Origin of the sequence: Nocardia yunnanensis (genome assembly GCF_003626895.1) — a bacterium.
GTDB classification, from domain to species: Bacteria; Actinomycetota; Actinomycetes; order Mycobacteriales; family Mycobacteriaceae; genus Nocardia; species Nocardia yunnanensis.
This window is the reverse complement of the sequence record NZ_CP032568.1, coordinates 6,506,091-6,524,558: the sequence shown is the minus strand read 5'-3', so window position 1 is coordinate 6,524,558 and position 18,468 is coordinate 6,506,091. Positions and strand designations below refer to the sequence as shown.

The 18,468-nt window shown below is 68.1% G+C and carries 18 protein-coding genes and 1 pseudogene; 8 read left to right on the top strand and 11 right to left on the bottom strand.

All coding sequences use genetic code 11. The features are described 5' to 3' along the window. Positions 1–21: 21 nt before the first annotated feature. From D7D52_RS30595 to D7D52_RS30585, 3 genes are read right to left on the bottom strand one after another with little or no spacing between them, the layout of a single operon-like run. Complete coding sequence (locus D7D52_RS30595) at positions 22–612, bottom strand: VOC family protein (protein ID WP_120741921.1); 591 nt, start codon at positions 610–612, stop codon at positions 22–24. Next, positions 612–2,639 (bottom strand): NADPH-dependent 2,4-dienoyl-CoA reductase, encoded by a 2,028-nt coding sequence (locus D7D52_RS30590; protein WP_120741919.1) that lies wholly within the window; start codon positions 2,637–2,639, stop codon positions 612–614. Before D7D52_RS30590 ends, D7D52_RS30595 begins: the two co-directional genes overlap by 1 nt. Continuing rightward, positions 2,636–3,214: a PadR family transcriptional regulator gene (locus D7D52_RS30585; protein ID WP_120741917.1), complete on the bottom strand. Its 579-nt coding sequence runs from the start codon at positions 3,212–3,214 to the stop codon at positions 2,636–2,638. The genes D7D52_RS30590 and D7D52_RS30585 overlap by 4 nt, the downstream gene beginning before the upstream one ends. Positions 3,215–3,394: 180 nt before the next feature. On the opposite strand from D7D52_RS30585, the gene D7D52_RS30580 reads away from it, so the two are divergent. Next, positions 3,395–4,360, top strand: coding sequence for a hypothetical protein (locus D7D52_RS30580; protein ID WP_120741916.1), 966 nt, complete (start codon positions 3,395–3,397; stop codon positions 4,358–4,360). 42 nt (positions 4,361–4,402) lie between these two features. Here D7D52_RS30580 and D7D52_RS30575 read toward each other — a convergent pair whose 3' ends face one another. Further along, a complete protein-coding gene (locus tag D7D52_RS30575; RefSeq protein WP_120741913.1) occupies positions 4,403–4,861 on the bottom strand; it encodes a flavodoxin domain-containing protein in 459 nt (152 codons plus the stop codon). Positions 4,862–4,984: 123 nt separating this feature from the next. Here D7D52_RS30575 and D7D52_RS30570 point away from each other — a divergent pair, with 123 nt between their 5' ends. After that, positions 4,985–5,377: a VOC family protein gene (locus tag D7D52_RS30570; RefSeq protein ID WP_120741911.1), complete on the top strand. Its 393-nt coding sequence runs from the start codon at positions 4,985–4,987 to the stop codon at positions 5,375–5,377. A 42-nt stretch (positions 5,378–5,419) separates the two neighbouring features. Here D7D52_RS30570 and D7D52_RS30565 read toward each other — a convergent pair whose 3' ends face one another. Beyond that, positions 5,420–6,841 (bottom strand): MFS transporter, encoded by a 1,422-nt coding sequence (locus D7D52_RS30565; protein ID WP_120741909.1) that lies wholly within the window; start codon positions 6,839–6,841, stop codon positions 5,420–5,422. Positions 6,842–6,944: 103 nt separating this feature from the next. Between D7D52_RS30565 and D7D52_RS30560 the strand changes: the two genes are divergently transcribed. Further along, the gene (locus D7D52_RS30560) at positions 6,945–7,943 is read left to right on the top strand and encodes a helix-turn-helix transcriptional regulator (RefSeq protein WP_120744585.1); all 999 of its coding nucleotides are present in this window, start codon (positions 6,945–6,947) and stop codon (positions 7,941–7,943) included. 38 nt (positions 7,944–7,981) lie between these two features. Continuing rightward, complete coding sequence (locus tag D7D52_RS30555) at positions 7,982–9,328, top strand: MFS transporter (protein WP_120741907.1); 1,347 nt, start codon at positions 7,982–7,984, stop codon at positions 9,326–9,328. Between the two features lie 10 nt (positions 9,329–9,338). Here D7D52_RS30555 and D7D52_RS30550 read toward each other — a convergent pair whose 3' ends face one another. Next, positions 9,339–9,947, bottom strand: a complete 609-nt coding sequence (locus D7D52_RS30550) for a TetR family transcriptional regulator (RefSeq protein ID WP_120744584.1) — start codon at positions 9,945–9,947, stop codon at positions 9,339–9,341. A 141-nt stretch (positions 9,948–10,088) separates the two neighbouring features. On the opposite strand from D7D52_RS30550, the gene D7D52_RS30545 reads away from it, so the two are divergent. From D7D52_RS30545 to D7D52_RS40445, 3 genes and pseudogenes are all read left to right on the top strand, one after another. After that, complete coding sequence (locus D7D52_RS30545; RefSeq protein WP_120741905.1) at positions 10,089–11,153, top strand: ferredoxin reductase; 1,065 nt, start codon at positions 10,089–10,091, stop codon at positions 11,151–11,153. 24 nt (positions 11,154–11,177) lie between these two features. Then, positions 11,178–12,341, top strand: a complete 1,164-nt coding sequence (locus D7D52_RS30540) for a fatty acid desaturase family protein (RefSeq protein ID WP_120741904.1) — start codon at positions 11,178–11,180, stop codon at positions 12,339–12,341. Beyond that, positions 12,342–12,525 (top strand): annotated as a pseudogene (locus tag D7D52_RS40445) (hypothetical protein); the annotation flags it as partial. A 283-nt stretch (positions 12,526–12,808) separates the two neighbouring features. Here the strand turns inward: D7D52_RS40445 and D7D52_RS30530 are convergent. Beyond that, positions 12,809–13,411, bottom strand: coding sequence for a DUF4254 domain-containing protein (locus D7D52_RS30530; RefSeq protein ID WP_120744583.1), 603 nt, complete (start codon positions 13,409–13,411; stop codon positions 12,809–12,811). 413 nt (positions 13,412–13,824) lie between these two features. Between D7D52_RS30530 and D7D52_RS30525 the strand changes: the two genes are divergently transcribed. Continuing rightward, on the top strand, positions 13,825–14,196 hold the full coding sequence (locus tag D7D52_RS30525; RefSeq protein WP_246023401.1) for a hypothetical protein: 372 nt from the start codon (positions 13,825–13,827) through the stop codon (positions 14,194–14,196). A gap of 341 nt (positions 14,197–14,537) precedes the next feature. On the opposite strand, the gene D7D52_RS30520 is transcribed toward D7D52_RS30525, so the two are convergent. From D7D52_RS30520 to D7D52_RS30505, 4 genes are read right to left on the bottom strand one after another with little or no spacing between them, the layout of a single operon-like run. After that, positions 14,538–15,125, bottom strand: coding sequence for a GTP-binding protein (locus tag D7D52_RS30520; protein WP_425464583.1), 588 nt, complete (start codon positions 15,123–15,125; stop codon positions 14,538–14,540). Further along, positions 15,109–15,546, bottom strand: coding sequence for a DUF742 domain-containing protein (locus D7D52_RS30515; RefSeq protein WP_120741896.1), 438 nt, complete (start codon positions 15,544–15,546; stop codon positions 15,109–15,111). Before D7D52_RS30515 ends, D7D52_RS30520 begins: the two co-directional genes overlap by 17 nt. Then, positions 15,543–15,971 (bottom strand): roadblock/LC7 domain-containing protein, encoded by a 429-nt coding sequence (locus tag D7D52_RS30510; RefSeq protein WP_120741894.1) that lies wholly within the window; start codon positions 15,969–15,971, stop codon positions 15,543–15,545. The genes D7D52_RS30515 and D7D52_RS30510 overlap by 4 nt, the downstream gene beginning before the upstream one ends. Then, positions 15,968–18,391: a sensor histidine kinase gene (locus tag D7D52_RS30505; protein ID WP_246023399.1), complete on the bottom strand. Its 2,424-nt coding sequence runs from the start codon at positions 18,389–18,391 to the stop codon at positions 15,968–15,970. The genes D7D52_RS30510 and D7D52_RS30505 overlap by 4 nt, the downstream gene beginning before the upstream one ends. Positions 18,392–18,468 lie beyond the last annotated feature (77 nt).

The following is an 18,468-nucleotide window of genomic DNA, read 5'->3' as shown; positions in this document are numbered from 1 at the left end:
CTGAATCGGTTGCCGTATCGGTCATTCCGGCGCTTTGGGCTCCATGAACGCGATACCCCAGTCGAGGTGGCCGTGCCAGACGCCGGCGATGCGGCCGCCCTGCACCGCCGGTTTCGGGTCGCCGATGGGCCCGCCCGCCGCGCGGACCGCCGCCACCGTGGCGTCCAGATCGGTGGCCATGAACGCGACCCCGACCAGGGCCGGCGGCCGCCCGGAGGTGACGGCCTCGATGAACGGCTCGCCCACGCGATAGAAGGCCATCTCGGGACCCTGCGGACCGCGCGGAAAGAAACGCCGGCGCGGCGGAACGCCCAGCACGGCAGTCAGATTGGTGACGGCCTCGTCCAGCTCCGGCACCCAGTACACGACATGGTCGACCGTCGTGACGCCGTTCGAATGCGAGGACACCCAATCCGACTCGTGCGCAACCGATTCCAGGTAGGGAACGCCGAGCGTCTCCGGTGCGGCGTGGGTTTCGTCGAACCCCCAGGCCGCCTCACCCAGCACGCAGTCGACACCGCCGATGCGGATGCGCCCATCGGTGACGGTGAAACCCAGTGCCGCCCAGGACTGCTCGTCTCCGGGCAGTCCCAGGCGGGTGAGGTTCGGCATTACAGGCTCGCCGCCAGCCGGGTGCCCTGGTTGATGGCACGCTTGGCATCGAGTTCCGCGGCCAGATCGGCGCCGCCGATGAGGTGCACCGGCACGCCCGCCTGCTGCAGCGGCTCGTGCAGATCGCGCACCGATTCCTGTCCGGCGCACAGGATCACGTTGTCGCATTCGATGACGCGCGGGCGCTGACGCTTCTCGCCGAAGCTGATGTGCAGCCCGCGGTCGTCGATGCGCTCGTAGTTGACGCCGCCGATCTGCTCGACGCCCTTGGTCTTGACCGCGGCCCGGTGCACCCAGCCCGAGGTCTTGCCCAGGTCCTTGCCGAACGAGGACGACTTGCGTTGCAGCAGCACCACATCCCGCGCGGCGGGGGAGGGGTTCGGGGTGGTGAGGAAACCGGGCACGTTCGGGTCGTCGGAGACGCCCCACTCGTCCTTCCACTCGTCGAGCTTGAGGCTGGGATGCCCGTCGACGGTGAGGAATTCGCTGACGTCGAAGCCGATCCCGCCCGCGCCGATGACCGCCACCTTCTTGCCGACCGGCTTGCCGTCGCGCACCAGTTCGGCGTAGGTGAGGACCTTCGGATGGTCGATGCCGGGAATATTGGGGATGCGCGGTGTGACGCCGGTGGCCAGGATGATCTCGTCGTAGCCGCCCGCGATGAGCTGTTCGGCCGTCGCCTTGGTCGCCAGATGCAAACGCACGCCGGTGATCTCGATCTGCCGGGTGAAGTAGCGGATGGTCTCGGCGAACTCCTCCTTGCCCGGAATGCGCCGCGCGATGTCGAACTGCCCGCCGATCTTGTCGTCGGCCTCGAACAGGTCCACGTGATGCCCGCGCTGGGCCAGGCTGACCGCGGCCGACAGACCGGCCGGACCCGCGCCGACGACCGCGAACCTGCGGGTGCGCCGCGTCGGCAGCAGTTTCAGCTCGGTCTCGTGTCCGGCGCGCGGATTCAGCAGGCAGGACACGGTTTTGGCCTGGAAGGCGTGATCCAGGCAGGCCTGGTTGCAGGCGATGCAGGTATTGATCTCGTCGACGCGCGCGTCCTGCGCCTTGCGCGCCCACTCCGGGTCGGCCAGCAGCGGGCGGGCCAGCGACACCAGATCCGCGTCGCCGCGGGTGAGGATCTCCTCCGCGGTCTCGGGCATATTGATGCGGTTGGACGCGCACACCGGAATGTCCACGATGTCCTTGACCTTCGCGGTCCACTCCACGAACGCCGCCCGCGGCACCGAGGTGACGATGGTGGGCACCCGCGCCTCGTGCCAGCCGATGTCGGTATTGATGATGCTGGCCCCGGCGGCCTCCACATCCTTTGCGACAGCGGCGATCTCGTCCCAGGTTTGGCCCTTCTCCACGAAGTCGGCCATGGACAACCGGAACACGATGATGAAGTCCGGGCCGACCGCCTTGCGCACCCGGCGCACGATCTCCCCGGCGATCCGGCGGCGGTTCTCGGCCGAACCGCCCCACTTGTCCTTGCGCTTGTTGGTGCGCTCGGCCAGGAACTGGTTGATGAAATAGCCTTCACCACCCATGATCTCGACACCGTCGTACCCGGCGAACTTGGCCAGGGCGGCGCAGCGCGCGTAATCGTCGATGGTGGCCTCGACGCCCTTGCCCGACAGCGCGCGCGGCTTGAACGGGTTGATCGGGGCCTTGATGGCCGAGGCCGAAACACTGGTCGGCATATAGGAATAGCGGCCCGCGTGCAGGATCTGCAGCGCGATCTTCCCGCCCTCGGCGTGCACCGCCTTGGTGATGGCGCGATGCCGGTACGCCTCGGTCTTGTTGGTCAGTTTCGCGCCGAAGGGCAGCAGCCAGCCGGTGCGGTTGGGGGCGTAACCGCCCGTGATGATCAGGCCCACACCGCCTTTGGCGCGCTCGGCGAAGTAGGCGGCCAGCCGGTTGATGTGCCAGGCCCGGTCCTCGAGACCGGTGTGCATGGAACCCATGACCACGCGATTGCGCAGCGTGGTGAATCCCAGGTCCAGGGGTTCGAACAGGTGCGGGTACGCGCTCATCGCTGAGTGCCTTTCGGTTCGGACGCGCGCGACCGGGCTGTGTCGCGCTGCAGAGCGTCGAGTACTTCGTCGCACCAGTCGATGATTCCCTCCTCGACGCGGATGCCGCCGCGGAGGACCAGGTACAGGTGCAATTTCTTGCCGGACAGCTGATCCGGCGCGGGATAGTCCTTCTTCTCGAAGGCGCGGTAGAGGTCGAGCCGGTGCTCGTGCTGATCGCGATGCCGCTTGATCTCGGCGATGATCCCGGCGATGTCGCCGAGCGAGGCCGCGCGCAGCTTGACGCCCATCTCGTTGCGCATGGGTTCGAGCTCGATGGGTTCGCCGATCCAGCGGATCAATTCGTCCAGGCCGGCCTCGGACACGGTGTAGACCTTCTTGTCGGGGCGGCCCTCCTGCGGGACCGTCTCCGCGACCACCCAGCCCTGTTCGTCCATGCGCTTGAGCACCCGATAGATCTGCTGATGGGTAGCGTTCCAGAAGAAGCCGATGGACTTGTCGAAGCGCTGGGCCAGGTCGTACCCCGAGCTGGCGCGTTCGGTCAGCGATACGAGCAGCGCGTGTTCGAGGGCCATGCCGTCAGGATAACTGCTACAGCACGTACTATGCAATTCAGTGCATAGTCTGAATAAGTAGCGACCGATAGGTTTGTCGCTTACGGTTAACGCGCCCGGCCACGGGGCGGATTTCAGAGCGAATCGAACGTCCGGGGGTTTCGGGCGGAGCACACTGATCTGGCACCAGGGGAGGCGGCCATGCACATCACATCCATTCGCTCCAAACTCACGACCGTGGGGGCGGCGGCACTCATCGCGACCTCCGCGTTGCTGATGACCGCCTGCAATGACAAGAACACCCCGAGCCCCGCCGCGACCTCACTGAGCGCCGCGGCGCAACCCGGCGCCGCGCAACCCGGCGGGACCGACAAGACCGGCGGCACGAATTCGCAGGCGAGCGTGCGGGCCATCGGCAAGACCGGCTGGTACGAGGGCTTCGAGATCACCGTCGACAAGGCCACCGTCACCCCCGACGAATCCGGCGGCGCGAAGGTGCGCGTCGATCTCACCTACAAGAACACCACCACCAAGGACAAGACCCTCGATGCCAGTCCGACGCTGCTGATCAACGGGGCCGTCGATCAGGGCGCGGACTCCAACACGCCCACGGTGCCCGGAAAGGCTTCGGCCACAGGCGATATCAGCACCTCGGTCAAGAAGCTCGACAGCGCCGAGCACCTGCTCGACACCATTTCCGTCGTCTTCGGCACCGCCGCGGACAACCAGACCACCATCCCGCTCAAGGCCGACGCCAAGGCCGACAGCGTGCAGCCCAAGACCCTGAATGTCAGCGGCACCCTGGTGCAGGATCAGACCACCGTCATGGTCACCGGCGGCACGCTGACCCCCAGCTACACCAAGGGCGAGCGCAACAAGATGGAAGTGGGCCTGCACATCAAGCTGGTGGGCGGCTCCGGAATCGGCGACGGCGGTCTCAATGTCTTCACCGAATACTTCAGCCTGAAGGGCCCCGACGGCCAGACCGTCGTCGCCGACAGCCGCGGCTTCATCGACGAACTGCTCGAGCGCAACCAGACCATCGACAAGGCCGATCTGTACGCCGTGTTCGTGGTGCCCGCCCCGGCCACCGGCAACTATGTGCTGAGCTACGACGCGACCAAGGGCGCGAGCCCCGCACCGACCTTCGCGTTCACGGTCAGCTGATTCCCCTCCGACCAGCTGAGAACGGCCGCGCGCCCGGGTCTTTCACGCCCCGGTGGCCACCCGGGCGCGCAGTCCGGCGGCGAAGTCGGCCGCGGCGGCCAGATCGGCGGCGTCGGGCTTGCCCTTGTTGACGCCGCCGACCAGCCGCAGCGGCGCCCAGGTGTCGAACGCGCGCACCGAGAGGGTGTCGACCACCTCGAACCCGGCACGGCGGACCAGCCGGGTCATCGGCCAGATCTGCGGCGGGAATCCGCTGGTGACGTACACGAAAGCCTTGCCGCGCGGCTGTTTCGGCAGCGCGCGCACGAAATCCCGCAGCCGCGGATGGAACCGCTGGGTGAAGATGCCCGAGCCGAATCCCACCAGGTCGTAGTCGTCCAGGTCGGGCGCCGAGACCGCTTCGGGTTCCACCACCGTCGCGTCCAGCACGCCCGCCATGGCATCGGCGACCTTGCGCGTATTGCCGTGCGAGACCGAAACACACACGATCAGCGTCTTCATCGGACCACTCCTTCGTTCCCTGCTGATGCGGACGTACTCGAAGACACCGGCAATCGGCCGACCGTGACACCGCCCGCGTGTGTCGGCGCTCACTTTGTCGGCGGCGGCCCGTATACAGGCATCATGCGGATCTACATCACCAGTGTGTTCGTCGACGATCAGCAGAAAGCCCTCGACTTCTACACCGGCAAACTCGGTTTCACGAAGAAGCACGACGTCCCGCTGGGTGACGCCCGCTGGCTGACGGTCGTCTCGCCGGAGGATCCCGAGGGCACGGAACTGCTGCTGGAACCCAGCGGCCACCCGGCGGTCCAGCCCTATCGCGACGGTCTCGTCGCCTCCGGCATTCCGGCGGCCTCGTTCCAGGTCCAGGATGTGAAGGCCGAATACGATCGCCTGCGCGAACTGGGCGTGACCTTCACCCAGGAACCGGTGGCCGCGGGCCCGGTCACCACCGCGGTCTTCGACGACACCTGCGGCAACCTGATCCAGATCGTCACCCCGCCCGAGCTCTGAGCAGCCGAATGCCCGAGGCCGGCCGCCCGGCCTCGGGTGTGTTCAGCGGACGGCACGGAAAGCGCAGGCGGCCGCGACCAGCACGGTGGCCGCCTCGGCGAAGGCGGTGACGCCGACCGCGTGCGCGGCCGAGAGCGTGGTGCCGCCCGCGACGGTGAGGAAGACCGTCCCGAAGCTCGCCACCCCGATCACCACCCCCAATTGGACACAGGTGACGAGGATGCCGCTGGCATCGGCGGCCAGGTCGAGGGGAATTCGGCTGGTGGCGCGGGCCATCAGCGGGCTGAAGGACAGGCCGTAGCCGGTGCCCATGACGGCGAACACGGTCAGGTCGAGCGCGCCGATGCCGTGGCCGGTCCGCATCAGCAGACCCATCACCACCGTGGTCGCGGCCGCGAGCAGCAGCCCGGCGGGGATCATCGCACGGTGGAAGCGCGCGGGGATGCGCGTCCAATTCAGGCTCACCAGACCGAAAGTCACGCCATTGGGCACGAACAGCAGCCCGGCGTGCAGCGCGCTGTAGCCCAGGGTGGACTGCAGGTGAATGGTGAGCGCGAAGATCCAGCCGCCGAACGTGCACATGACCAGGAACAGGGTGAGCGCCGACAGCATCAGGCCGGGCGCGCGCACCACCCGATCGGCGAACAGCGGTTCACCGCCGCGGCGATGCACCCACCGTTCCACCAGCGCGAAACCCGCGAACCCGAACGCGGACGCGCCCAACATGATCCGGGTCCACAGCGGCCACGCCTGGTCGTGCCCCAGAACCAGCGGCACCACCAGGGCGAGTACGGCGGCGGTGAGCACGGCCAGGCCGGGCAGATCGAGTCTGCGCTCGCCCCGGGCGGTCGCGGCCGGCAGCACGCGCGGCGCGACGGCCAGCAGTGCCACGCCGATCGGAACGTTCACCAGAAACACTCCGCGCCAACCGGTTCCGGCGATATCGGCGCTGACGATGACGCCGCCCAGGATCTGCCCCACCACCATGCCGCCGGAGATCACCGCGGCGTACGCCGAGAGCGCCCGCGCCCGGGTGGGGCCGGTGAACTGGCGTTGAATCACGGTCATGACCTGCGGGACCATGGCGGCCGAGCCCGCGCCCTGCAGAAAGCGAAAGACGATGAGCGAGGCGGTGTTCGCGGCCAGACCGCAGGCCAGCGACGCGACGGTGAACACCGCCAGCCCGGCGACGAACACGGTGCGCTGACCGAACTTGTCGCCCAGCCGGGCTCCGGTGACCAGCAGCACCGCATAAGCGATGACATAGCCGGAGACGATGAGCTGCAGCCCGGAACCGGTGGCGTGCAGCGAGTTTCGAATGGAAGGAATGGCGACGTTCACGATGGAGGCGTCGAGCACCGCCATGAACTGGCCGAGCAGGATGACGGCCAGCACGGCGAGCGGCCGCCGGACGCTCGCCGGCGCCGCTGTCACCGGCGGGGATTGGGTCACACTCTGTGTCATGGGAATCAGCGTGCGGGCGCGCCGAACACACTGACAGGAGTCTGCTTATACGGGTACCGGCACCACCTGGATACCACTAGCGGGACCCTGCACCATGGAGGTCATGGTGTCTGGAGCGGACAGGTGCGGCGAGCTGATCGAGTCGGCGGCCTCCACGGTGGCCGTGCGCAACGGCAATGCGCGATCGGTGCGCAAGGCGCGCCGGGAGGAACTGTCGACCTTCCTCAAATCCCGGCGCGCGCGGATCGCCCCCGCCGATGTCGGACTGCCCGCGGGCACCCGCCGGCGCACGCCCGGGCTGCGGCGCGAGGAGGTGGCGCAGCTGGCCGGGGTGGGCATCACCTGGTACACGTGGCTCGAGCAGGGGCGCGACATCAATTGCAGCGTCCAGGTGCTGGACGCCGTCGCGCGGGCGCTGGGCCTGGACGGGGCCGAGCACGCGCACCTGTACCGGCTCGCCGATGTGCCGACCGTCCCGTCGCCCGTCGTCGAGGAGCCGGTGCCGGAGGAGGTGCAGACCATTCTCGATCACCTGCACCCGCTGCCCGCCGCCCTGTTCAGCGCCAAATACGACGTACTCGCCTGCAATGACGCCTATCTCGCCATGTACCCGATGTTCGTGACCGGTTCCCGCAATGTGCTGCGCAAGGTCTTCCTGGCCGACGAGTGCTGCACCCCGTACCCCTCGCACTCCGAACCCGATCACCTGGCTCGCATGGTCGGCTATCTGCGGGCCGCCTACGCCCGCAATATCGGCGATCCGGAATGGGTGGCCTTCATCGACGACATGGTCTCGGCCAGTCCGCGTTTCGCCGAGATGTGGGCGCGCAACGACGTGGCCCTGCCCCTCGGCCGCACCCGCGTGATCCGCAATCTCGCCATCGGCGAGGTCGTCATGTACATGACCAGCATGTCGCTGCCCTCCATCGCGGGCGCCTGGATGCAGATCTGGACCCCCGCCGACCCCGCCGGCTGGGACAAACTCCACGCCCTGCTGGCCATGACCGACGACCAGCGCCGCGCACCCTGGGCGGCCCATGTGCGCGAGGCGCACAATCGCGAGTTGCGGCAGTGGGTCGGGGCGACGGGCATGATCGGATAGCCGCGCACGGCGGCGTCCGGGTCAGTACTCTGCGCTGCATGAGCGAGGGCTCGGGGGTCGAGGCGGGGACCGTGGCGGTGGGGCAGGCGACCGGGCGGGGTCCGGTGCTGGCGTGGGGGCTGTGGGATTGGGCGGCGGCGTCTTTCAATGCGGTGATCTTGACGTTCGTGTTCTCCGTCTATCTGACCGACAAGGTGGGCGCGGGGCTGCCGGGCGGGATTTCGGCCAGTGCGTGGCTGGGGTGGGCGCTGGGGGCGGCGGGGCTGGTGGTGGCGGTGACCGCGCCGGTGGCGGGGCAGTGGTTCGACGCGACGGCGAAACGCAAAGTGGCGCTGGGTATTTTGACGGCGATCACGGTGGTGCTGATGGCGGGCATGTTCTTCGTGCGCGAGGACTACCACTATCTGTGGGTGGGGCTGGTGCTGCTGGCGGTGGGGTCGGCGGCGTTCGAGCTGTCGCACGTGCCGTACTTCGCCATGCTGCGGCAGGTTTCGACGCCCGCCACGGTGGGGCGGATCTCCGGATTCGGTTGGTCCATGGGATATTTCGGCGGCATCCTCCTGCTGCTGATGTGCTACGTCGGGTTCATCGCCGGCAAGGGGGACTACCGCGGTGTGCTGGGGGTGCCGATCGACGACGGGTTGAACATCCGGCTGGTGGCGGTGCTCGCGGCGGTGTGGTTCGCGGGATTCGCGGTGCCGCTGTTCGCCTACGTCCCCGAGGTGCCGCGGACCGCCGCGGATCCCGGGGCCGCCGTGCCCGTCCGGTCGTTCCCGCGCTCCTATCGCATCCTGTGGCGTGATGTCCGCGAGCTGTGGCGGGAGGATCGCCGCACGGTCGGATTCCTGCTGGCCAGCGCCGTCTTCCGGGACGGGCTGGCGGGGGTGTTCACCTTCGGCGCGATCCTGGCGGTGCGGGTGTACGGCATCGCCGATTCGGATGTGCTGCTGTTCGGCATCGCCGCGAATGTGGTTGCGGCAATGGGCGCCCTGGTGGGCGGCCGCTTCGACGACCGCGTCGGCCCCAAGGCGGTGATCGTGACCGCGCTGGCCGGCATGATCGTCGCGGGCGCGTTCCTGCTGGTGCTGTCGGGACCGCTCATGTTCTGGATCTTCGGCCTCGTGCTGACCGTATTCGTCGGCCCCGCACAGGCTTCGGCGCGCTCGTTCCTGGCCCGGCTGGCCCCGCCGGGACGCGAGGGACAGCTGTTCGGCCTCTACGCCACCACGGGCCGGGCCGTGTCCTTCCTCGCCCCAACCCTTTTCGGCTTCTTCGTGTGGGCCTTCGGCACCGAGCGGGCCGGAATCGTCGGCCTGCTGCTGGTTTTGATCGTCGGCCTGTTCTTGCTGCTGCCGGTGCGCGGAAACGACGTGCGCGGCCGCTGAATTCGGCCGATCAGGGCCGCCAGACGCCCATGCCGAGCGCGATGAGCCGCACCTGCAGCACCGCCCGCTCCACGATGCGCGCGCTTTCCCGGGTTTCGGCGACCAGATAATCGGCTATCCGATCGGCGACCGTCGAGACGATGAGGTCCGCGGCCAGTTCCAGATCATCGGGTGACCAGGAGTCCAGCACCGGCACCCGCGACAGGTCGACCACCAATTCCCGTTCGATGAGCTGCATTTCGACCGAGATGGCCCCGCGCAATGCCGCCGAACCGCCATGGCGTTCCCGGATCAGGAATCCCCACAGATCCCGTTTGCCGTCCACCTGCTCGAAGACGAAGCGCACGGTGTCGGCCAGCGCCGCATCCGGTTTGCGTCGCATTTCCCGCAGGGCCAGCCGCAATTGCCGGACCCCGGCCTCGACGAGCGTGGTGCCGAGTTCGTCCAGGGAGGTGAAGTGCCGGTAGAACGCGGTCGGCACGATGCCGGCCGACCGGGCGATCTCCCGCAGCGACAGGGCGGCGAAGCCGCGGTCGGCGGCCAGGGCGAGGGTGCCGTCGAGCAGCGCGGTGCGGGTGCGCTCCTTGCGCTCGCCTCGGGTAGCTGCCTGCTCGCTCATCTCGATCACCATACATGCGTTCACATTCGTTCCATTCGCGAGATGTCGTGTGGGTCACACGAACTGCCGGTTGAACTGAGGTGGCCTCACCCGGCACACTAACTCAGTGTACAGATGTGCACCGAAATCCAGGAGGCTCACATGGTCGGACTACTCGACCTCGTGTCGAAGACCATGACCACCCCGCATCCGCTGGACCGCTACCTGGAGCTGGTCCGGCCCACCCTGACCCGCCGCTCGATGCGTGCGGAGATCACCCACGTGCGCCGCAGCGCCGTCGGGTCGGTCACGCTGACGCTGAAGCCGGGCCGGCAGTGGTCGGGGCATATCGCGGGGCAATACATCCAGATCGGCGTGGTGATCGACGGCGTTCGCCACACCCGCTGCTATTCGCCGGTCAACGCCGACACCCGGCGCGACCGGCACATCGAACTCACCATCAAGGCGCACCCGCACGGCCTGGTCTCGAACCACCTGCACGAGAACGCGATTCCCGGCATGGTCGTGGACCTGGAACCCGCCGCGGGCGTCTTCCACCTCCCGCAGCCGCGGCCCGAACGGATCGTGCTGATCAGCGGTGGCAGCGGCATCACGCCGGTGCTGTCGATGCTGCGCACCCTGGCCAACGAGGGCTACCGGGGCGAGATCCTGTTCCTGCATTACAACCGTTCTCCGGAATACGTCCCGCATCGCCAGGAGCTCGAGGCCATCGCCATGCAGCACGGCAATGTCCGGGTCGAATTCCGCTATCCGGAAACCCAGCGGCACGCCAACTTCGGCTACGACGAGCTGGAGGCGCTCGCGCCCTGGTTCCCGAGCGCCCAGACCTACCTGTGCGGGCCGCCCGGCCTGATGGCCGCCGTGCGCACCGTCTATGAGGCCGAACAGCTCGGCGATCGGCTGCACAGCGAGGAGTTCACGCTGGCCACCGCCGTGGTGAACCCCGAGGACGCCGAGGGCAAGCTGACCTTCTCCGGCAGCGGCGTGGTCGCCGAGAACAGTGGTGAAACCCTGCTCGAGCAGGCCGAATCCGCGGGCCTGAGCCCGGAGTACGGCTGCCGCATGGGCATCTGCTTCACCTGCACGGCCGTCAAGCGCAGCGGCTGCACCCGCAATCTGCGCACCGGGGAGCTCGACAGCGATCCGGACCAGCCCATCCAGCTCTGCATCAGCGCCCCCGTCGGGGACGTCGACATCGCCATCTGAAAACCATCTGAAAAGGGGAATCCAATGGCCATTCTGACCGAAACCACCGAGGGTCCGCTCGTACTGAGCGTCGAACAGGTCGAGGAGATCGGCCGCGAGCTCGACGCCCTGCGCGCCCGCATCACCGAGGATCTCGGCGCCGGCGACCGCGAGTACATCTACAACGTCATCCGCGCCCAGCGCGGCTTCGAGATCGCCGGGCGCGGTCTGCTCTACCTGGGCTTCCTGCCGCCGTTCTGGCTGGCCGGCGTGGCCGCGCTGAGCATCTCCAAGATTCTCGACAATATGGAGATCGGCCACAACGTCATGCACGGCCAGTGGGACTGGATGCGGGAGCCGACCCTGAATTCCCGTGTCTTCGAATGGGATACGGTCTGCCCGGGCGATCAGTGGCGGCACTCGCACAACTACATGCACCACACCTACACCAACATCCTCGACATGGACCGCGACATCGGTTACGGCATTCTGCGCGTGGACGAGGCGCAGAGCTGGAACGTGCTGCGGCTGGGCAATCCGCTCTACGCGTTCATCCTCATGGTGGCCTTCGAGTGGGGCGTGATGGGCCACGACCTCGAGGTCGAGAACATCGTGCGGGGCAAGAAGTCCTGGAGCGAGATCAAGACGCTGGTCAAGGGCCAGATGCGCAAGGCCGGCCGGCAGGTGCTCAAGGACTACGTGGTGTTCCCGGCGCTGACCGGACCGCTGTTCCTGTCCACCCTGACGGCCAACTTCACCGCCAATATCGTGCGCAACCTGTGGACGTTCTCGATCATCTTCTGCGGGCACTTCCCGACCGGCGTACAGACGTTCACCCAGGAGGAGTGCGCCGAGGAGACGCAGGGCGAGTGGTACGTGCGCCAGATGCTGGGCTCGGCGAACATCAAGGGTTCCAAGCTGTTCCACATCATGTCGGGCAACCTGTCGCACCAGATCGAGCACCACCTGTTCCCGGATCTGCCCGCCAACCGCTACCCGGAAATCGCGCCCGAGGTCAAGGCGCTGTGTGAAAAGCACGGCCTGCCCTACAACACCGGCCGCTTCGCCAAGCAGATCGGTTCGGTCTGGGGGAAGCTGTTCAAGCTGGCGCTGCCGCCGTTCCTGGTCAAGAATTCACAGCAGGCCGGTGTTATCGTGATGCGCCGGGTCCAGCCGACCACAGCGTCGCCAAAAGAAGTGGGCGTGTGAATGATTTCCAAATTCGAGAGCAACAAGGATCTGATCCAGGAATTGACGTCGTCCGGAGCACGGCACGTCGGCAATATCGCCTCGATCATCACCGGCACCGTCGCCGAGGTGACCCGCGAAATCGGTGACTGGATCACCGACGCCATCGAGATGCGCGAAGCCGCCGCCGCCGCCCAGCAGGACGCCGCCGCCCAGCGCGCCACGGCCGAGAGCCTGGCCGACGACCTCGACGAGTTCGACGACACCCCGGAACCCGCCCCCGCCCAAGATAATTCGGCAACGAAGCCGGTCGCGAGCGAGCGCGTGAACCAGGACGTCATCGACGCCGAGGTCATCGACCCGCGCTAGGCGCGCGGGGTGCCGGTGGAGCTCCGCCCGGAATGAGGGGGGTGTGGGGGCGAAGCCCCCACGAATTCTCCTGGGGTTTCAGGGGCGAAGCCCATGAGAGCACCCCCGAGAGTTGGGGCTCACCAGGTGGGCAGTCGCCGCCGATGCTGGGCGACTTCCGTGATCAGATCCTTGTAGCCGTCGGCGAGCTCGGCGAGCCGGTACCACTGCAGGTGCGCCTCCGGATCCACGCTCCGGCGGGGCCGGTCCTCGCTGATGCGGTGGGCGACCGCCCGTCGCCGAGTTCTCCCGTCGGCCGCTTTCGAAACGCGCGCGGGCTCGGAGCCATCGTTGTTTCCCAGAGCCCGTTGCGCGACAACCCATTTCGCGGCCATCCGGTCGATCACCGCGCCGAGGGTCTCGGTGTGCAGCGAGGCGCCGGCGCGGTGCGGGATATTGGCCGCGACCCAGTCGTCGATGCGGGCCACCAGTTCCTCGCGGCGCATGTCGATCTTGTCTATGTGGTGGGTCCAGTCGGCGACATCGTCGGGGGTGGCGTCGGCGGCATGCGCCGCCTCGAGGGCTCGATCGCGTTGTTCGTGGCAGAGCGCCAGTTCGTGGGCTGATTGGAGCACGTCGTGATCGCGACGGGCGGGGTCGACCGGTTCCCGGAAGGCGCGCAACAGCGTTGCCGGCGAGGGGAGCTCACCCCCGAATCCCGCTCCGGTGTAGTCGGTTGCCATGATTCCCACCCTCGGGCCGTCGCATGTGTGGATGCGCCAGGGCCGAGGGGGTTTCGGGGAGGGGCTCCCCTCGGCTCCGGCGCAGCCCCGCACCCGGAACGCAACAGCCCACCACCAGCGACACGGTGAAGTAACCGGGAAATCCGCGACGATGCGGTGAGAAGACTGTCCGATAATGCGGGACATATTCAGGAAAGCGCGATAGTCGGAGGGGCGCAACCATCGGGCGCGTGATCGCCGAAGCTGCCTGAAAATCGTTATACAGCATTACAAGACGGTCACGTGGCCGCGGCGGTTGCAGGTTGATCGACACCTTTGCGGGCCGGAGGTGAGACAGGTTCGAGGGCTGAGCTCGACCGTCGCGAGCCCAGCCGCCCGCGGCGGCGTGCGCGCGGGCTTCTGAGGAGCTATTCGTGCGGCGCGCCGGGCGCGCGACGCGCCGTAGTCGGTTAGCCTCGATATTCGTGCCCGCATACGCGTCTTCGCCGGAGCTGCGATTCGGTTTCATGTTCGCGTTGGAAGACCCCGAGCGAATTGCCGAAGTCGTCCGGAATCTCATAGTTCGCCGGACGGTGTCGGTGTTCCGTCTCGCGCATCTCTCGGACGACAACGGACCGCCTGATCGGTTTGTCGTGAACTGGGCGGCGCTCCCGCAGATCTCCATCACCACCGCCGCGCCGGCGCCCGACGAATTGCGTTCCAGCGGAACGATGCTGGTCAACGCCTTCCTCGGCGAGGACGGCGACGTCAGTCTCTATTCGGCGGGCGCCACGCCCCCGCAGTAGGGACTGGACGGTCCTCTCTCATGTGGCAGGGCACACACCCCGTCTTAGCTACGTCTCAGCTACAGGCAAGGTTCGGCTAAGAGTCGATGGGCAGTGTGGGTCCCGTCGCCGAGCGGAAATCCCGAACGGCGGCGTCCACTAGAGAGAGGTTGACATATGATCCCGGTTATCATCGACACTGGTTCCGCTGCTCTGAACGGCGTTCTGAACACCGGTAGCGCCGCCCTGGGCGGCCTCCTCAACACCCTGTGGACCGGCTCTTTCGGCCGCTGATTTCGCATAATCGCGAAGGGTTTTCGGGCAATCGCCCCGGGTGCCGCCGGCACCCGGGGCGATTTTCGTCAGACGGCGAGCGCGGGCGCGCGCCGCGATTCCAGAATCTGCTCGAGCAGCGCCACCAGCACCCGCTTCACCGATTCCCGGTCGCGGGCATCGCAATCCATGAGATGGATGCCGGGAGCCAGGTCGAGGGCCTCGCGCACCTCCGCCAGCTCGAAGCGCGCGCCGGACTCGAACCGGTTGACCGCCACCACGAACGGGGTGCGGCGCTGTTCGAAGAAGTCCAGCACCGGGTAGCAGTCCTCGACCCGGCCGGTATCGACGAGCACGACCCCGCCCAGCGCGCCGTCGAGCAGGTCGTCCCACAGGAATTCGAAGCGTTCCTGGCCGGGCGTGCCGAACAGGTAGAGCACCAGGCTGGGGTCGAGGGTGATGCGGCCGAAGTCCAGCGCCACCGTGGTGGTGGTCTTGCCGGTCGCCAGGCCCGGATCGTCCAGTCCCACCGAGACTTCGGTCATGGCGGCCTCGGTGGCCAGCGGTTCGATCTCGGAGATGGCGCCGATGAAGGTGGTCTTCCCGACGCCGAAGCCGCCGCTGGTCACGATCTTCACCGAGGACGCCAGCGGGGTGTGGTCAGAGGTTGCGAACAAGGTCCCGGATCCTTTCCAGAGCGGCGGTGGAGAGTTCGTCGGTGCCGCCGACCGACACGTGGCCCGCGGAGACCAGATCGCTGACCAGCACCCGGGCCACTCCGATCGGAACCCGCAGGGCGGCACCGATTTCGGCGATGGAACACGGACGCTGACACAGTCGTACCACGCGCTCGAGTTCGAAGCGCAATGGCGCAGACAGGGCGGCGGGCGCGGCGCGCACCAGGGTTTCGATGCGCAGCCCGTCGACCAGGGGTGTGGTGCGGCCGGAGGTCATCATGAACGGTCGCACCACCTGCTCCTCGGCTTCGGCGAAACGCTGGTCGCGGGAAGGGCTTTCGGATGGGGCGGCACCGGACCATCCGCTGGGGCGGGTGAGCGCGATCATGCGCTCGTCCGGAAGCCGGTGCGAATCGTTCATCGGCTCAACGATTCCCGCAGTTCGGAGATCAGCGCGGGGGTGAGCAGTGCGCCGGCGCGGTCGGCCAGCACCGCCATCTGATAGCCGACCAGGCCGACATCGGCGGCATTGTCGGCGATCACGCCGATGCAGCTGCCGTTGGTCATGGCCGACACCAGCAGGAAACCCCGTCCCATCTCGATCATGATCAGCCGGAGCCCGTCGAAATCGTAACTGCGCGAAGCACTTCGGCCGAGGCTGGTGAGCCCGGAGACGATGGCGGCGAGCCGGTCGGCGGCGGAGCGGTCCAGGCCCGCGGACATGGCCATCAACAGTCCGTCGGAGGACACGGCCACGGCGTCGCGGACGCCGTCGGTGGAGCGCACGAAGTCGGCCAGCAGCCAGTTGAAGGTGTGCGGATCGGTGTCGGTGTAGTGAGTCGTCACCCGATGGTCTCCTCTGCTCTCGGTAATTCGTCCTGCCCGCGCCGATGCCCGGACCGGAATCCGGCGAGCATGCTGCGCACCTGATCGGGGGATCGGTCCGCGGCCGGCGGCCCGGCGGTCCGCTCGACCGGCGGTACGTCACCCGGTGGGGTGCTCGTGTGCTCGCGAGTCTTCCTGCTGCGCTTGACGAGACCGTTTCGCGTACGTTGCACCTCCGGGACACCTCCCGAAACCTCCGCCCCCGCGCCCGGTGAGGCGGCCGGGATGGCGAAGGAGCCGGTGGCCGGGCCGCCCGGCAGGCGCTCGGTCGTATCGAACACCGCGTCGGTCGCGGCCGGTGTCGCGAAGTCGGCGCGGTGGTCGTCGGCCGCGGGTGGGCGCGCCGAGCTGTGGCGGCCGCGGCTGGGTTCGGGCATGGCGTCCACGACGGTCGGGAGTTGCGCTCCCGCCGCGTGTTTGGCGTCCTCGGGCGGCGTGGGGCGTTCGGCGGCCGGGTCGCCGAGCAGCTCGGGCGGCAGCAGCAGGCGGGCGACCACGCCGCTGGTGGGGGAGACGGTGAGTTCGACCTCGACGTCGAGACGCTGGGCCAGGCGGCCGACCACGTAGTGGCCGAGGAAGCGGGTGGGGGCGACGAGGAAGTCGGCTTGGCCGCGCAGCCGGGCATTGGCGGTGGCGAGCTGGTCGGCGGGCATGCCGACGCCGTGGTCGACGACGGCGATCATGTAGCGGGAGCCGAGCCGACGGCCGTAGATCTCCACCTCGAGATCCGGTGGGGAGAACGACAATCCGTTCTCGATGAGTTCGGCGAGCATGTGCGCGACCTCGCTGACATGCGCACCGGCGACGGCGATCTCGTCGACCCGGCGCAGCACCACGCGGCGGTAGTCGTCGACCTCGGAGAGCCCGGCGCGAATGACGTCGGTCAGCGGAATCGGTTTGGACCAGCGCCGCGGACTGGACTCGCCGACCAGCACCAGCAGGCTCTCGGCATTGCGGCGCATTCGGGTGGCCAGATGGTCGAGCTCGAACAGATTGCTCAGCGCGCTGGGATCGAGCTCTTCGCGTTCGAAATCGCTGATCAATCCGAGCTGGCGGCGCACCAGGTTCTGATTGCGCCGCGCCAGGTTGGCCATCGACTCGGTGGTGTTGCGCCGCAATCGCGCCTGCGCGGAGGCGAGTTCGTAGGCGGTGGTCTGCACGCGGTCGAGCGCACCCGCCACCGAAGCGATCTCGGTGCCGGCGCTCTCGTCGACGCGCACCGGTTCCGGGGGATCCGGGTCGGCGCTCTCGGAGTCCTGCCAGGCGGCGATGAGCTGCGGCAGCCGGTGGCCCGCGACCTGGTCGGCCTCGTCCGCCAGCTCGGCGAGCGGTCGCACGATGGCCCGCACGGACGACACCACCAGCGCCACCTGAACGGCGATGGCCAGCGCGGCGGCCAGTACGTAGAGCGCCAGCCGCAGCGCGGCCTCGCGGCGCAGTTCGCTGGCGCGGGAAGTGATCTCACCGCCGATGCCGCGCTGCACGTCACGTTCGCCGTCGATGATGGAGCTCATGTCCCGCCACCAGTCGCCGGCATCGACCGCGGTGGTGAGCGGTCCGCGGTCGGCGGCGACGGCGGTGGCCTCCGCGTCGGCGGCCCGCGCGCCGGCGTCGGTGCGCATGGCCGAATACAGCTGGGAGCGCTGGGCGGGAGTGGCGTCGCGTTCGAAGTCGGTCACCGCGGCCTGTTTGGCGGCGCGAATGTCGAGGAACTTCAGGTATTCACCGGGCCCGAAGCCGCCCGCGGCGAAGACGCCGTTGAGGAAGCCGCGTTCCTGACCGGTGAACTCCTTGACGTCGCCGAGCGCGTACAGCGACTGCAGGCCGCGCCAGAGCCGGCTGTCCTGCGCGTGGTCGAGCCCGGGCCGGGTCTGCACGAGCGCGCCGATCGCGGTGGTGTAGAAGGTGAAAGAGGCTGACCGGTCTGCGCGCCCGGAGTCCACGTCACCGCGCGTGGCGGTCACCCCGGAGAACTGCGTGAGCGCGGTCCGCACCAGGTCCGCGCCCGGCGCCTGCCGGTCCAGGGTCGTCTCGAGTTCCCGCAGTGCGCTGTCGGTGGCCAATCGTTGATTGCCCAGCGCGGTGCGCGCGGTCGCGTCACCGCCGAGCAGGCCGTTGGTGAGGCCGCGTTCGCGCTGCACCTCGTGCACGAGATCCTGGACCGCCAGCGCCAGCCGCACCGTGTCGGCGGTGTCGCCGGTCTCGCGAAACGAGGTCACCTCGCGCGTGACGATAATGGTCAGCAGCGCCAGCACCAGCGCCACCGACACGATGAGGATTCGGCGCAGCCGCGCCCGAATGGTGCGGGGCCGAATCGGTTCCAGGTAGGGCGTGAGCTTCGCGCTACTCGATGGCAACACCCGCGCCGGACGCAATTTCACTCCGTCTCCCCAATCAGCCGGCGTGCCGGACCTCGCACCCGCGCGCTGTGACAAATCTGGTCACAATGTGTGAGAAG

Excerpts from the sequence above, each read along its gene's own strand:
- D7D52_RS30595 (WP_120741921.1), bottom strand. The coding sequence starts at position 612 with ATGCCGAACCTCACCCGCCTGGGACTGCCCGGAGACGAGCAGTCCTGG.
- D7D52_RS30590 (WP_120741919.1), bottom strand. The coding sequence starts at position 2,639 with ATGAGCGCGTACCCGCACCTGTTCGAACCCCTGGACCTGGGATTCACC.
- D7D52_RS30585 (WP_120741917.1), bottom strand. The coding sequence starts at position 3,214 with ATGGCCCTCGAACACGCGCTGCTCGTATCGCTGACCGAACGCGCCAGC.
- D7D52_RS30580 (WP_120741916.1), top strand. The coding sequence starts at position 3,395 with ATGCACATCACATCCATTCGCTCCAAACTCACGACCGTGGGGGCGGCG.
- D7D52_RS30575 (WP_120741913.1), bottom strand. The coding sequence starts at position 4,861 with ATGAAGACGCTGATCGTGTGTGTTTCGGTCTCGCACGGCAATACGCGC.
- D7D52_RS30570 (WP_120741911.1), top strand. The coding sequence starts at position 4,985 with ATGCGGATCTACATCACCAGTGTGTTCGTCGACGATCAGCAGAAAGCC.
- D7D52_RS30565 (WP_120741909.1), bottom strand. The coding sequence starts at position 6,841 with ATGACACAGAGTGTGACCCAATCCCCGCCGGTGACAGCGGCGCCGGCG.
- D7D52_RS30560 (WP_120744585.1), top strand. The coding sequence starts at position 6,945 with ATGGTGTCTGGAGCGGACAGGTGCGGCGAGCTGATCGAGTCGGCGGCC.
- D7D52_RS30555 (WP_120741907.1), top strand. The coding sequence starts at position 7,982 with ATGAGCGAGGGCTCGGGGGTCGAGGCGGGGACCGTGGCGGTGGGGCAG.
- D7D52_RS30550 (WP_120744584.1), bottom strand. The coding sequence starts at position 9,947 with ATGAGCGAGCAGGCAGCTACCCGAGGCGAGCGCAAGGAGCGCACCCGC.
- D7D52_RS30545 (WP_120741905.1), top strand. The coding sequence starts at position 10,089 with ATGGTCGGACTACTCGACCTCGTGTCGAAGACCATGACCACCCCGCAT.
- D7D52_RS30540 (WP_120741904.1), top strand. The coding sequence starts at position 11,178 with ATGGCCATTCTGACCGAAACCACCGAGGGTCCGCTCGTACTGAGCGTC.
- D7D52_RS30530 (WP_120744583.1), bottom strand. The coding sequence starts at position 13,411 with ATGGCAACCGACTACACCGGAGCGGGATTCGGGGGTGAGCTCCCCTCG.
- D7D52_RS30515 (WP_120741896.1), bottom strand. The coding sequence starts at position 15,546 with ATGAACGATTCGCACCGGCTTCCGGACGAGCGCATGATCGCGCTCACC.